This window comes from Modestobacter sp. VKM Ac-2983 (assembly GCF_026967885.1).
GTDB lineage: Bacteria > Actinomycetota > Actinomycetes > Mycobacteriales > Geodermatophilaceae > Modestobacter.
Genome location: NZ_JAPVBK010000002.1, coordinates 57,395 through 70,815, shown reverse-complemented (window position 1 = coordinate 70,815; position 13,421 = coordinate 57,395). Strand labels below are relative to the sequence as shown.

The window sequence follows — 13,421 nt, the reverse complement described above, 5'->3', positions numbered from 1 at the left end:
CTATCGGTTCTTGCGCCGGCTGCCCAGCAGCAGCGGGACGAGACAGATGACGGTGACCGCGGTGACCACCAGGCTGGAGGTCGCGGCGATGGTCGGGTCGACCTCGAAGGTGACGCTGTTGAACATCTGGACGGGCAGCGTCTGGAAGGTCGGGGAACGCAGGAACAGCGCGATGACCACCTCGTCGAAGGAGGTCACGAAGGCGAAGATCGCGCCGGTGACGATGCCCCGGCTGATCAGCGGCATGGTCACCCGCAGGAAGGTCCGCAGCGGGTTGGCGCCCAGCGACGCCGAGGCCCGCAGCAGCTTGGGGTCGAAGCCGCTCAGCGCACTGGTCACCGACACCAGCACGAACGGCATGCCGAGCGCGGCGTGCGCCAGCACGTACCCGGTGAAGGAGCCCACCAGGTGCCACTTCAGGAAGGAGATGTAGACGACGACCGCGATGACGATGCCCGGCGTGACGATCGAGATCATCAGCACCGTGCGGGCCAGCCGGGCCATCCGGCCGGTCAGGTTGTGCAGCCCGACCGCCGCCGCGGTGCCGACCACGGTGGCCAGCAGCGCGGCGACCACCGCGACGGCGACGGAGTTGCGCAGCGAGGTCAGCCAGACCGGGTCGGTGAAGAAGTTCCGGTAGAGCTGCAGCGTGAAGCCCTCGGGCGGGAAGCTGAACGTCGAGGACTCGCTGAAGCTCATCGGGATGACGAACAGCGTCGGGAGCACGAAGTACAGCGCGACCAGCGCCACCACCACCCGCAGCCACCACGGGACGGCGTCCACGCTGCGCTGGCGGCGCCGGGCCGGTCGGGCGGCGGGCACCCGGGGGGCGTCGAGCTCGGGTGCCGTGGTCATCGCTGCTCCTTGGTGCCGGTGGTGGCGACGACGCCGATCGCCGAGACGGTGCCGCCGATGCGGTTCGCCCAGGCCACCAGCACCAGGGTGATCACCAGCACGAGCATCCCGAGGGCGCCGGCACCGGCGAAGTCCAGGAGCTGGGTGGTGCGCTGGGCCAGCAGCTGGGCGATGAGCGACTCCTGCGGGGTGCCGAGCAGCGCGGGGGTGACGTAGAAGCCCAGGCTCAGCGTGAAGACCAGGATCAGGCCGGCGGTGACGCCGGCCCGGGACAGCGGCCAGTAGATCTTCCAGAACGCCACCAGCGGGGAGGACCCGAGGCCGCGGGCGGCCAGCAGCAGCCGCCGGTCGATGCCGCTCAGCGCGCTGAACAACGGCAGCACCATGAACGGGAGCAGCACCTGGCTCATCGCGATGGCGACGCCGGAGACGCTGCCGTAGAGGACGACGTCCAGGCCGAAGAGCTGGAAGAACTCGTCCACCGGCCCGCCGCGCTGCAGGATCAGGATCCAGGCGAAGTTGCGGGCCATGACCGAGGTCCAGAACGGCACCAGCACGATGACCAGCAGCACGGCCCGCATCCGCGGCCCGACCCGGGTCATCACGTAGGCGTAGGGGTAGCCGAGCGCGAAGGCGATCACCGTGACCAGCAGGGCGGTCTGCGCCGTGCGCAGCAGCACCGTGAGGGTGACGCCGTCGGTGAACAGCGACCGGTAGTGCTCGTCGGTCAGGTCGGGGGCGCCGACGCTGCGCAGGAAGCTCTGCGCCAGCGGGATCAGCAGCACCACGCCGAGCAGCGCGAGGGCCGGGACGAGGAGCAGCCAGTGCGGTCGCGGCGCCCGTCGCCGGGCCGGCTCCTGCCGGCCGGGGTCGGTTCGTTCGCGTGCGAGGACGGTCATGGGAGGTCCACCTTCCGACTCAGCCGGCGACCATGGAGCCGAGCGTGGAAGCCGCCTCCTGGAGGGCATGGACCCGCTCCGCGGAGTCGGAGGGGTTGAGCATCGTGCTGGTGCCGATCAGCGCCATCGCCGCCTGGACGTCGTAGGTCGCCAGCACCGGCACCGCGACCGACGCCAGGCCGACGCGGTCCAGGTCGGCCCAGGCGAGCCGGTGCCGCCGGACGTCGTGCAGCGCGCTGCGTTCGACGGCGGCCTGGGCCTCGGTGAGCGTCGCATGCGCACGGGTCACCGCGCCCGGGTCGGACTGGAAGGCCAGCAGCACGCGGGTCTGCGCCGCCTTCACCTCGAGCACCGTGCCGACCCGGACGGTGAGCAGGATCGTCGTCTGCTGCGGCTCCTCGACCAGCGTCACCACGGCGCCGGTGCGCCCCAGGAAGCTGAGCACGGCGGTCAGGCCGGTGGCGTCGGCCAGCTGACGCATGATCGCCGGCGCCAGGGTGATCAGCTGCTGGCGGACCGAGACCAGCGCCGACAGCTGGTCCAGCAGCGGCCCCGGACCGGCGGTGGCGCTCAGGAACCCGGCCCGCTGCAACGACTGCAGGTAGCGGTGCGCGGTGGTGCGGTTGAGGCCGAGCCGCTCGGCGACCAGTGGTGCGGTCAGCCGGCGGGTGTCCTGGTCGAGCAGCGCCAGCACGTTCGCGGCTCGGTCGATCGCCTGGATCAGCGCCCGTTCCGAGTCGGCTCCCACCGGCGCCCGGCTCGCCGGCTGTGCCGGCGGCGCCTGGCCGCGGACAGCGACCTCCATGTCCCACCCCCTCGTTCGCGCACCTGACCGAGTGCCAGGTGCGCTGCGTCACAGAGTGAAGCAGCCGGGAGTTCAGGATGCAATCACCGATTTCGCATCATGAACACAGACGGCCGTGAGGGCTGGACATGGTCGATTGGCCGTGCGTAGGTTGAACAGACGCAACGCATTCCGAACACAAGGAGGTCCCCGGATGGTCACCGCGGAGGCAGACACCCAGCCGTCGCCGGCACTGCTGAAGGTCCTCGACGGCGTCGTCGACCTGCACTGCCACTCCGGCCCCAGCCCGTTCCCGCGGCGCCTGGACCACGTCGAGGCCTCCTACGAGGGCGCGCGGATCGGCATGCGGGCCGCGCTGGTGAAGTCGCACCACCACAACACCGTGATGGACCTGCTGGCCATGGGCCCGCGCTTGGCAAAGGCGCCGACGCCCATGTACGGCGGGGTCGCGCTGAACTCCGAGGTCGGTGGGATGAACCCCTCGGCCGTCGCGGTCGCCATCAACATGGGCGGCAAGTGCGTCTGGGGCCCCACCGTGTCGGCCGCCCAGCACATCGAGGCACACCGCCACGACGACGGCTTCCCGCACAACACCGGCAACCTCTACGAGCAGGAGGTGTCGGTCTTCGACGCCTCCGGCGAGGTCTCCGAGGCCACCGACCTGGTCACCCGGCTGGTCGGCGACGCCGACGTCCTGCTCACCGGCGGCCACCTGGACGGCGACTCGATGGTGGCCTTCTTCGAGACGGCGCACCGCAACGGCGTCCGGCGGATGCTCATCCACCACCCGGACTACATCATCAACGCCTCCGAGACCGCGATCGAGAAGATGATCGGCCTCGGCGCCTTCGTCGAGCACGAGCTGTCGATGTACGACCCGCGGGTGAAGGCCCCGGACTGGCCGATCGAGCAGCTCGTCGAGTGGATCCGCCGGATCGGCCCCGAGCACACGGTCATCGACTCCGACCTCGGCCAGGTGGGCAACCCGCTGCCGGTCGACGCCTACCTGCTGGTCACCCAGCAGCTGCTCGACCACGGCATCCCGGCCGCCGACATCCGGCAGATGATGTGCCGCAACACCGCCTTCCTCCTGGGCCTCGAGGAGACGAACCGGTGAGGAAGGCCGAGAAGGTCGTCATCACGACCGCGGTCACCGGGTCGGTCAACGTCCCCTCGCAGAGCCCGTACCTGCCGCTGTCCGCCGACCAGGTGGTCGAGGCCGCCCTCGGCGCGATCGAGGCGGGGTCCGCCGTCGTCCACCTGCACGCCCGGCACCCGGACGGCCGGCCGGCGTGGGAGCCGGAGGTGTTCGCCCAGATCGTCCCGCGGATCACCGAGGCCACCGACGCGGTCATCAACATCACCACCGGCGGGTCGTCGGCGATGACGATGGAGCAGCGGCTGGCCGGCGCGACGGCGTTCGAGCCCGAGCTCGCCTCGATGAACATGGGCTCGATGAACTTCGTGTACTCGGGGATCGCCGACCGGGTCACGCACTGGGAACACGACTGGGAGCGCCCGTACGTGCTCAACACCTGGTCGCAGCCCTTCGTCAACACCTTCGACCGGATCGAGCACACGCTGCGCACGCTGGGCGCGACCGGCACGAAGTTCGAGTTCGAGTGCTACGACATCGGCCACCTGTACTCCCTGGCCCACTTCGTGGACAAGGGGCTGGTGCAGGCACCGCTGCTCATCCAGGGGGTGTTCGGCATCCTCGGCGGCATCGGGGCCGACCACGAGAACCTCGAGCACATGGTCCGGATCGCCGACAAGCTCTTCGGCGACGACTACTCCTTCTCCGCCTTCGCCGCCGGCCGCGACCAGATGCAGTTCGCCACGCACAGCGCCTGGCTCGGCGGGCACGTCCGGGTCGGGCTCGAGGACAGCCTCTGGCTCGGCAAGGGCCGGCTCGCGGAGAGCAACGCCCAGCAGGTCACCAAGATCCGCGCCGTCGTCGAGGACCTCGGCAAGCAGATCGCCACCCCGGACGACGCCCGTGCCCTCCTCGGGCTGCGCGGCCGCGCCACCTCATCGAAGGGCAGTGCTCTCGCATGACCACCTACGCCGCCGACGACATCCGGTCGAACCTGACCACCGCCGCACCGACCCGGACGGTCGACCCCAGCACCCCGATCCGGCCCTCGCAGTGGATCGAGTTCCTGTCCCTCCCGCCGACCGAGACCGCGCCGAACGGCAGCCGCACCTGGGTCGCCCGGGCGGCGAACCTGGTGATCGCCTACACCGAGGCGAAGGCCGGTGACGTCTTCGCCCGCACCGGCCAGCCGGACGAGTACGCCGTCCTGCTGTACTCCGACAGCGCACCGGTGACGGTGACCGCCGACGGCGCCACCGAGTCGGTCGCCGAGGAGGCGCTCGTCGTCGTCCCGCCCGGGGACAGCGAAGTCCGGGTCGACGCCGACGGCGTGCTGATCCGGCTGTTCTCCACGGTCGCCGACGACCTGACCGCGAGCTCGGTGAACGCGGCGGTGTACGCCGAGCCCGACCCGCGGGCCGCGCCGATGGTGCCCGGGCCCGACCCGGTCGGCGGGTTCCGGCTCCGGGTCTACCGGCTCGCCGAGACGCCGATCGCCGAGGGGCGGTTCGGGCGGATCTTCCGCACCACCAACCTGATGGTGAACTTCCTCGCCGAGGAGCCCGCCCCGCGGAACGCGCAGAAGCTGTCGCCGCACACCCACGAGGACTTTGAGCAGATCTCGCTGGCCGTCAAGGGCCGGTTCGTGCACCACATCCGCTACCCGTGGGGCCCGGACTCGGCCCAGTGGCGCCCGGACGAGAACCGCGAGATCGCCACGCCGTCGATCTGCGTCATCCCGCCGCCCACGGTGCACACCACCCAGGGCGTCGGGCCGCACCAGCAGCTGATCGACCTGTTCTCCCCGCCGCGTGCGGACTTCGCGGCCTCCGGGTGGGTGCTGAACGCCGACGACTACCCGGCCCGGTGAGGACCAGCCTCTTCCGCGCCGCCCTCGCCGACGAGCGGGGACCCGCGCTCGGCACCTGGGTGAAGCTCCCGGCGACGGAGACCATGGAGCTGATCGCCCTCGCCGGCCTGGACTTCGTCGTCATCGACCTCGAGCACTCCCCGCTCGACCTGGAGTCCGCCTCCCGGCTGATCGGGACGGCGCTGCACACCGGCGTCTCCCCCGTCGTCCGGGTGCCCGACCTGCACCCCGGGCTCGTGCAGCGGGTGCTCGACGCCGGGGCCGAGGGCGTGATGGTGCCGCACGTCGACACCGTCGAGCAGGCCCGAGCGGCGGCCGCCGCGGTCCGCTTCCCGCCACTGGGCACCCGGGGCGTGGGGTCCACCAGCCGGGCCGGCGCCTGGGGGGCCACCCCGCTCGCGGAGTACCTGCGCTACGGCCAGCAGGAGGTGGTGCTCATCGCACAGATCGAGAGCGCGCTGGGCGTCCGGAACGCCGAGGCCATCGCGGCCGTCGAGGGCGTGGACGCGCTGCTGGTCGGTGCGGTCGACCTCGCGGTGAGCGAGGGGAAGACGCCGGCGGACCCGGACGTCGTTGCGCTGATCGCCTCCGTGGTCGAGCAGGGCCGGGCGGCGGGCGTGCCGGTGGGCAACGCCGGCGGCGCCACTGCTGCGTCGGTGCGCGCCTCCGTCGACGCCGGCTTCACCTTCACGCTGCTCAGCAACGACGCCACCCTCTTCGGCACCGCGGTGAAGGCGGCCGTCGACGCGGGCCGCACCGTGACCTTCGATCGACCTCGACAGGAGACACCATGAGTGAGCCGCGATCACCGCTGGCGGGCACGGTCGTGCTCGTCGTCGGCGCGAGCGCCGGGATCGGCGCGGACACCGCACGGGTGCTGGCCGCCGACGGCGCCAGCGTGATGCTCGTCGCCCGGAACGCGGGCCCGCTGGAGCTGCTGACCAAGGAGCTCGTGGCCGACGGGCACGACGTCGCCTGCACCACCGGCGACGTCTCCTCGGCCGGGGACGTCGCCCGGTTCGTCGACGCCACGGTCGAGCGGTTCGGCCGGCTCGACGGCGCCTTCAACAACGCCGCGATGACCCAGGCCGGCCGGCTGGACCAGGTCGCCGAGGCCGACTTCGACCAGCTCATGGCGGTGAACGTGAAGGGCACCTGGCTGTGCCTCCGCGAGGAGATCCGGGTGATGGAGCAGCAGGGATCCGGCTCGATCGTCAACGTGAGCAGCATCGGCGGCCTGCGGGGCAGCTCCGGGATGGGTGCCTACCAGGCCAGCAAGCACGCCGTGATCGGCCTGACCCGCACCGCGGCGCACGACGTCGGGCCGCTCGGCATCCGGGTGAACGTGATCGCGCCCGGCCCCACCGAGACGCCGATGCTGGCCCAGACCCGGGAGGCGATCCCGGGCGGGGTCGAGGCCCGGATCGCCGCCACCCCGCTGCGCAAGGTCGGCACCGGCCCGGAGGTCGGCAACGTGGTGTCCTTCCTGGTCAGCGACCGGGCCAGCCACCTCTCCGGGGTCATCCTGCCGGTGGACGGTGGGTTCGTTGCCTGAGCAGATCGGCACGCTGCGGCTGCCTGCGCGGGTGCACGTCGGTTGGGGGGCGCGGGCCCAGCTGCCCGAGGTCGTCGGCCTGCACGGCCGGCGGGTGCTCGCCGTCGTCGACCCGTTCCTGGTCGGCACCGAGCTGCTGACCGGGATCGTCGATCAGCTGGCCCGCACCGGGATGGAGGTGCAGGTCTACGCCGACATCACCCCCGAGCTGCCGGTCGACACCCTGACCGCCGCCGCCGAGGTGGCCCGCGACTTCGGCGCGGACGTCGTCCTCGCGATCGGCGGGGGAAGCGCGCTGGACGCGGCGAAGGTCGTGGCGCTGCTGTCCCGCTACGGCGGGCCGCTGTCCCGCTACTACGGCGAGAACCTGGTGCCCGGCCCGGTCGTGCCGATCGTGGCGGTGCCGACGACGGCCGGCACCGGCTCGGAGGTCACCCCGGTTGCGGTCGTGTCCGACCCGGACCGCGAGCTCAAGGTGGGGATCTCCAGCCCGTTCCTGGTGCCGGCCGCCGCCGTCGTCGACCCCGAGCTGACCCTCGGCGCGCCCGCGTCGGTGACCGCCTTCTCCGGCATCGACGCCCTGGTGCACGCGGTGGAGTCCTACACCGCCCGGGAGCTGGACGTCGACTGGACCGCTCCGCAGCCGGTGTTCACCGGGCGCAATGCCCTGATCGAGCCGATCGCGCTGCAGGCCGCCGGGCACCTGGGGCCGTGGTTGCCGGTCGCCGTCCGGGAGCCCGGCAACCGGCGCGCCCGCTCCGAGGTCGCCCGCGGGGCGCTGCTCGGCGGGATCGCGTTCGGGTCGACCGGCACCCACCTGTGCCACGCGCTGCAGTACCCGATCGGCGCGCTGACCAAGACCCCGCACGGCCTGGGCACCGGGCTGATGCTCCCCTACGTCCTCGACGTGCTCCGGCGGGACGCCGACGTCGCCGCGCGGATCGCCACCCTCGGTGCGGCGCTGGAGGGCATCCCCGCCAGCGAGGCCTCGGCCGAGCGCACCGTCGCCCGGGTGGTGCAACTGAACGCGGAGATCGGGGTCCCCGCCGACCTGGCCGCCATCGGCCTCGACCATGACCAGCTGCCGCACATCGCCGACCTCGCGCTGCGGTCGGCGCGGTTGCTGGCGATCGCACCGGTCGACCCCACCCGGGACCTGCTGCTGGAGGTCCTCGAGCACGCCCTCACCGGAACCCGTACCGATCGGAGCGACGCATGAACCTGCAGACCGACCTCTTCATCGACGGGGAGTGGCGGCCCGGTTCCGACGGCCGCCGGTTCGACGTCGTCGACCCCGCCGACTCCACGGTCATCGCGGGCTTCGCGGTCGCCACCGAGGCCGACTGCATGGCCGCCGTGGACGCCGCGGCCGCCGCGCAGGAGGGGTGGGCGGCGACCGCCCCGCGCCAGCGCAGCGAGCTGCTCCGCGCCGCCTACGACGTGCTGACCGAGGAGGTCGAGCACTTCGCCGAGCTGATGGTGCGGGAGAACGGCAAGAGCTGGTCCGACGCCATGGGCGAGGCCGGCTACGCCAAGGAGTTCTTCCGCTGGTTCGCCGAGGAGGCCGTGCGGGTGCCGGGTGACTACCGGCTCTCCCCCGCCGGCGACAAGCGGATCGTGGTCGACCGGCAGCCGATCGGCGTCTCGCTGCTGATCACGCCGTGGAACTTCCCGGCCGCGATGGCGACCCGCAAGCTCGCCCCGGCACTCGCGGCCGGCTGCACGACCATCCTCAAGCCCGCCCGCGAGACGCCGCTCACCGCCGCCTACGTCGTCGACGTGCTGCACCGGGTCGGGGTCCCGCGCGGCGTGGTCAACCTGGTGACGCCGATGCCCACCGGCCCGCTGGTGAAGGCGATGCTCGACCGCCCGGAGGTGCGGAAGCTGTCGTTCACCGGGTCGACCGAGGTCGGCCGCGAGCTGCTGCACGCCTGCGCCGACCGGGTGGTCAGCGCCTCGATGGAGCTGGGCGGCAACGCGCCGCTGATCGTGCTGCCCGGCGCCGACCTCGACGTGACCGTGGAGGGCGCGCTGCTGGCGAAGATGCGCAACGGCGGCTCGGCGTGCACGGCGGCCAACCGCTTCTACGTGCACAGCTCGCTGCACGACGAGTTCGTCGCCCGGATGGACACCGCGCTGGGCAAGGTCGCCGTCGGGCCGGGGCTGGACCGGGCCAACGACCTCGGCGCCCTGGTCTCGGTGCACGAGCGGGACAAGGTGGCGAGCCTGGTCGACGGCGCCGTGGCCGACGGGGCGACCGTCGTCCGCGGGGGCACGTCCTCCGCCGAGGGCGCGTTCTACGACGCGACGCTGCTCACCGACGTGGTGCACGGCTCGGCGATCACGACGACGGAGATCTTCGGCCCGGTGACCGCGGTGGTCCGCTTCGACGACGTCGACGACGCCGTCCGGATGGCCAACGACACGATCTACGGGCTGATGGCCTACGTGTTCGGCGAGGAGCGGGAGGCGATGGCCGTGGCCCGTCGGCTGGAGGCCGGGATGGTCGCGGTGAACCGCGGCGTCGTCAGTGACCCGGCGGCCCCGTTCGGCGGCGTCAAGCAGAGCGGCCTGGGCCGCGAGGGCAGCTCCGAGGGCATCCTGGAGTTCCTCGAGGAGAAGTACGTCGCCCTGACGGCCTGAGCTCCCCGCCGTGGTGCGGTGATGTGCACGGAGGGCGGCTTCCCGACCGGGAACCCGCCCTCTCCGCACATCACCACCCGACTGAGGGAGCTCCTCGGGAGTCGCCGCGCCGATCGGGCGGCGTCGGTTATCGTCGGTGCAGTCTTCGAAATCCGTGTGTAACAACCTGCGGCCGGCGTCCCCGGTGTGAGCAAGGCGGCACGCCCTACCCGCAGCAGAGGTCATGTTCCACACGCGCGCTTCCAGCACCGAGCTCATCCGGCACGCCGGGCTCTCCTACTTCCCGCTCGCCTTCATCGCGCGGCTCCCCTTCGCGATGATGGTGGTCGGCGTCCTGACCCTCGTCGTCGCCGAACGCGGGTCGGTCACCCTCGGCGGGCTCAACTCCGCCGCCGCCGGCATCGGCACCGCCCTCGCCGGGCCGCTGCTCGGCGCGGCCGCCGACCGGCTCGGCCAGCGCCGGGTGCTCGTCCCGGTCGGGCTGGTCAACGCGACCCTGCTCGGTGCCTTCCCGTTCGTCGTCGCCAGCAGCACCCCGGCCCTGGCCCTGCTCGCGATGTCGGTGCTGATCGGGGCCTCGGCGCCGCAGATCGCGCCGATGTCGCGGACGCGCCTGGTCGCCATCATCAGGCGGTCGGTCCAGCGGAACCAGCGCGAGCGGGTGCTGAACGGGACGATGGCCTACGAGTCCGCCGCCGACGAGACCGTCTTCATCGTCGGCCCCTTCCTCGTCGGGCTGCTCGCCACCGCCGTCGCCCCCTGGCTGGCCATCGCCGGCGCCTCGGCGCTGACGTTCGTCTTCGTCACCTGGTTCGCGCTGCACCCCACCGGGCGGCTGCACCCCGGGGCGCAGGACGCCCGCCACGAGCAGGCGCCCGCCCGGGAGCTCGCCCGCTTCCCGCTGGTCACCGTGGTGACCGGCACGCTCGGCATCGGCCTCTTCTTCGGCGCCACCCTCACCTCGCTCACCGGCTTCCTCGCCGCCGACGGCAGCGGTGACCGGGCCGGGCTGCTGTACGGCGTCATGGGCATCGGTTCGGCCGCTCTCGCCCTGGGCTCGGCCGTCTTCCCGGAGCGGTTCAGCCTGCGCGCGCGGTGGCTGGTGTTCGGGTCGCTGATGTTTGCCGCCGCGATCGCCTACGCCTCCGCCCGGTCGGAGCTGACGCTGATCGTGGCCCTCGCCGTCCTCGGCTGTGGCATCGGGCCGACGCTGGTCAGCCAGTACAGCCTCGCCGCCAAGTTCAGCCCGCTCGGGCGCTCGGCGACGACGATGACGCTGCTCGGGTCCGCGGTCGTCGTCGGGCAAGCGGTCGCCTCCGCCGTCACCGGCGTCGTCGTCGACCGGCTCGGCGCCGACACCGCCCTCGTGCTCCCTGCCGTCGCCGCCGCGATCGTGGTCGCCGCCGCGCTTGCCCACATCGCCGCCACACCTCGCGTCGACCAGCAGCCGGAGCGGGAGCTCGTCCCCGCCTGAGGGGCCACAATCGCGACTCTGGCCCCTCAGGCGGGGCCTGGGCGGGCGTCGGCGAGACTGCCGGGCGTGGACCTCGAGGCCTTCTACCTGCCGCTCGGTGACAACCGCTTCTCCCCCACCCGGGCCACCGAGAGCCCCTGGGAGACCAGTGCCCAGCACGGCGGGCCGCCGTCCGCGCTGCTGGCGCACCTGGCGACCGCCGCCTCGGGTGAGCACCTCCGGGCGGCGCGGGTCAGCGTCGACTTCTTCGGCGCCATCCCCCGCCGCGAGCTGACCGTCGAGGTCTCCCCCGTCCGCCCCGGCCGGCGGATCGACCTCACCGAGGCCGCGATGACCGTTGAGGGCCGGACCGTCGCCGTCGCCCGGGTCTGGTCGATCGCCACCGGCCCGACGCCGCCGGTGGTCACCGAGCTGACCCCGCCGCCCGCCGTCCCGGAGGTGTCCAGCTCCTTCCTGCCACACCTCCCCGACTGGGGCTTCGGGCAGGCCCTCGACTGGCGCTACACCGCCGGCTCACCGGATGCGACCGGCCCGGCTGACGTCTGGACCCGGGTGCTGGTCCCGCTGATCGCCGGTCAGGAGCTCACCGCCCTGGACCGCACGCTCGTCGCCGCCGACGCCGCCAACGGCCTCTCCGCCGAGCTGCCGATCAGCAGCTGGCTGTCCATCCCGCCGGGCATGACCACCCACCTGACCCGCGAGCCGGACGGCGAGTGGGTCCACCTGTCCTGCCGCAGCTCGATCGCCGCCGACGGCATCGGGTTGTGCCTCGGCACGCTCTCCGACGCCGCCGGCGAGATCGGCCAGGTCGCCCAGCCGCTCCTCGTCCGCGAGCGCTGACAGGGACATCGGCGCAGACCCCGGCGTACCCGATCTGAGTGACACCCCGGCCGTTGTTCTCACTTAAGTGCGGATCTGAGAATAAGGTGGCTTCGTGTTCTCAGCCAGATCGCCCTGGCCAGTCCTGTCCGACCAGGAGGTGCCCTGGCGCCCGCGCCTGCCGTCCGACGTCGTTCCCCGGTCGGTTCGACTGCGCCACTCGGGCCCCTACCGAGCAGCCGTGGTCCCGCTGATCGCCACCGCGCTGCCCACGCTCGACGCCGCGACCTCGGCGCTGGCCGACGAGGCCTCTCGGGAGATCGCCCGGTTCGACGCGGAGCTCGGCGGCGAGATCGCCCCGTTCGCCACCGTCCTGCTCCGCAGCGAGTCGGCGTCCTCCTCGCAGATCGAGCAGCTCACCGCCGGCGCCCGGGCCATCGCCGTCGCCGAGCTCGGCGACGGCGCCAGCCGCAATGCGGCGTCCATCCTCGGCAACGTCCGGGCGATGCGGGCGGCACTTGACCTGGCCGGCGACCTGAGCCCGAGCACGATACTGGCGATGCACGCCGCCCTGCTCGACGAGGTCGAACCCGCCATCGCTGGTCGGTGGCGCACCGACCAGGTGTGGATCGGCGGGGACTCCTACGGGCCGCACGGCGCGGCCTTCATCCCGCCGGTCGCCGACGACGTGCCGGCGCTGATCGACGACCTGGTCGCCTTCGCGCACCGGGAAGACGTCCCGGTGCTGGTGCTCGCCGCGGTCAGCCACGCCCAGTTCGAGACCATCCACCCCTTCCCCGACGGCAACGGCCGTACCGGACGGGCGCTGATCCACGCGCTGCTGCGCCGGTACGAGCTCACCCGCGCCGTCACCGTCCCGGTTTCTGCTGGGCTGCTCAGTGAGGTCGACGGCTACTTCGCAGCACTCACCGCCTACCGCGAGGGCGACATCGACCCGATCGTGTCCGCCCTGGCCACCGGCGCCCTGTCCGCCGTGGTCAACGCCCGGCAGCTGGTCGCCGACCTGCACCAGGTGCGCGCCCACTGGGACGACGTCGTCCTCGCCCGCCGCGACTCGGCGGCCTGGCGCGTGGCGGACCTGCTCGTGCGCCAGCCCGTGCTCGACGCGGCCACCATCGCCCGCGAGGTCGACATCACCACCGGCAACGCCCTGCGCGCCCTCGAACCGCTCGTGGCCGCCGGTGTGGTCACCGAGTTCACCGGCCGGGCCCGCAACCGGCTCTGGCAGGCAGCCGAGGTGCTCACCGCGGTCGACGCCTTCGCTGCCCGCGCCGGACGGCGCCGCATGCCCAACTGACGGACGCCGGCGCGGTCAGAGCCGACGCGCCGAAAGCCTCTTGACGATGGGTAGTGCGCTAGATCACAGTGCGTGCACAGCAAGCGC

The 13,421-nt window shown here is 72.6% G+C and carries 13 protein-coding genes; 10 read left to right on the top strand and 3 right to left on the bottom strand.

The window, feature by feature from the left end; translation table 11 throughout:
- From O2W18_RS06885 to O2W18_RS06875, 3 genes are read right to left on the bottom strand one after another with little or no spacing between them, the layout of a single operon-like run.
- Window positions 1-855: an ABC transporter permease gene (locus O2W18_RS06885; protein WP_269186804.1), complete on the bottom strand. Its 855-nt coding sequence runs from the start codon at window positions 853-855 to the stop codon at window positions 1-3.
- A complete protein-coding gene (locus O2W18_RS06880; protein WP_269186803.1) occupies window positions 852-1,754 on the bottom strand; it encodes an ABC transporter permease in 903 nt (300 codons plus the stop codon). Before O2W18_RS06880 ends, O2W18_RS06885 begins: the two co-directional genes overlap by 4 nt.
- 19 nt (window positions 1,755-1,773) lie before the next feature.
- Complete coding sequence (locus tag O2W18_RS06875; RefSeq protein WP_269186802.1) at window positions 1,774-2,559, bottom strand: IclR family transcriptional regulator; 786 nt, start codon at window positions 2,557-2,559, stop codon at window positions 1,774-1,776.
- Between the two features lie 193 nt (window positions 2,560-2,752).
- On the opposite strand from O2W18_RS06875, the gene O2W18_RS06870 reads away from it, so the two are divergent.
- From O2W18_RS06870 to O2W18_RS06825, 10 genes are all read left to right on the top strand, one after another.
- Window positions 2,753-3,676, top strand: coding sequence for a DUF6282 family protein (locus O2W18_RS06870; protein ID WP_269186801.1), 924 nt, complete (start codon window positions 2,753-2,755; stop codon window positions 3,674-3,676).
- On the top strand, window positions 3,673-4,617 hold the full coding sequence (locus O2W18_RS06865; RefSeq protein WP_269186800.1) for a 3-keto-5-aminohexanoate cleavage protein: 945 nt from the start codon (window positions 3,673-3,675) through the stop codon (window positions 4,615-4,617). The genes O2W18_RS06870 and O2W18_RS06865 overlap by 4 nt, the downstream gene beginning before the upstream one ends.
- The gene (locus O2W18_RS06860) at window positions 4,614-5,525 is read left to right on the top strand and encodes a hypothetical protein (protein WP_269186799.1); all 912 of its coding nucleotides are present in this window, start codon (window positions 4,614-4,616) and stop codon (window positions 5,523-5,525) included. The genes O2W18_RS06865 and O2W18_RS06860 overlap by 4 nt, the downstream gene beginning before the upstream one ends.
- On the top strand, window positions 5,522-6,319 hold the full coding sequence (locus O2W18_RS06855; protein ID WP_269186798.1) for an HpcH/HpaI aldolase family protein: 798 nt from the start codon (window positions 5,522-5,524) through the stop codon (window positions 6,317-6,319). The genes O2W18_RS06860 and O2W18_RS06855 overlap by 4 nt, the downstream gene beginning before the upstream one ends.
- Window positions 6,316-7,080: an SDR family NAD(P)-dependent oxidoreductase gene (locus O2W18_RS06850; RefSeq protein ID WP_269186797.1), complete on the top strand. Its 765-nt coding sequence runs from the start codon at window positions 6,316-6,318 to the stop codon at window positions 7,078-7,080. The genes O2W18_RS06855 and O2W18_RS06850 overlap by 4 nt, the downstream gene beginning before the upstream one ends.
- Window positions 7,073-8,299: an iron-containing alcohol dehydrogenase gene (locus O2W18_RS06845; protein WP_269186796.1), complete on the top strand. Its 1,227-nt coding sequence runs from the start codon at window positions 7,073-7,075 to the stop codon at window positions 8,297-8,299. The genes O2W18_RS06850 and O2W18_RS06845 overlap by 8 nt, the downstream gene beginning before the upstream one ends.
- Window positions 8,296-9,723 (top strand): NAD-dependent succinate-semialdehyde dehydrogenase, encoded by a 1,428-nt coding sequence (locus O2W18_RS06840; protein ID WP_269186795.1) that lies wholly within the window; start codon window positions 8,296-8,298, stop codon window positions 9,721-9,723. Before O2W18_RS06845 ends, O2W18_RS06840 begins: the two co-directional genes overlap by 4 nt.
- A 223-nt stretch (window positions 9,724-9,946) precedes the next feature.
- Window positions 9,947-11,197, top strand: a complete 1,251-nt coding sequence (locus tag O2W18_RS06835) for an MFS transporter (protein WP_269186794.1) — start codon at window positions 9,947-9,949, stop codon at window positions 11,195-11,197.
- Window positions 11,198-11,263: 66 nt separating this feature from the next.
- Window positions 11,264-12,037, top strand: coding sequence for a thioesterase family protein (locus tag O2W18_RS06830; protein ID WP_269186793.1), 774 nt, complete (start codon window positions 11,264-11,266; stop codon window positions 12,035-12,037).
- Window positions 12,038-12,257: 220 nt separating this feature from the next.
- Entirely contained in the window at window positions 12,258-13,334 is a 1,077-nt protein-coding gene (locus O2W18_RS06825; RefSeq protein WP_269186792.1) for a Fic family protein, read from the top strand.
- Window positions 13,335-13,421 lie beyond the last annotated feature (87 nt).

What these genes read in the sequence shown, in the direction of transcription:
- O2W18_RS06885 (WP_269186804.1), bottom strand. Translation starts at nt 855, where the DNA reads ATGACCACGGCACCCGAGCTCGACGCCCCCCGGGTGCCCGCCGCCCGA.
- O2W18_RS06880 (WP_269186803.1), bottom strand. Translation starts at nt 1,754, where the DNA reads ATGACCGTCCTCGCACGCGAACGAACCGACCCCGGCCGGCAGGAGCCG.
- O2W18_RS06875 (WP_269186802.1), bottom strand. Translation starts at nt 2,559, where the DNA reads ATGGAGGTCGCTGTCCGCGGCCAGGCGCCGCCGGCACAGCCGGCGAGC.
- O2W18_RS06870 (WP_269186801.1), top strand. Translation starts at nt 2,753, where the DNA reads ATGGTCACCGCGGAGGCAGACACCCAGCCGTCGCCGGCACTGCTGAAG.
- O2W18_RS06860 (WP_269186799.1), top strand. Translation starts at nt 4,614, where the DNA reads ATGACCACCTACGCCGCCGACGACATCCGGTCGAACCTGACCACCGCC.
- O2W18_RS06850 (WP_269186797.1), top strand. Translation starts at nt 6,316, where the DNA reads ATGAGTGAGCCGCGATCACCGCTGGCGGGCACGGTCGTGCTCGTCGTC.
- O2W18_RS06840 (WP_269186795.1), top strand. Translation starts at nt 8,296, where the DNA reads ATGAACCTGCAGACCGACCTCTTCATCGACGGGGAGTGGCGGCCCGGT.
- O2W18_RS06835 (WP_269186794.1), top strand. Translation starts at nt 9,947, where the DNA reads ATGTTCCACACGCGCGCTTCCAGCACCGAGCTCATCCGGCACGCCGGG.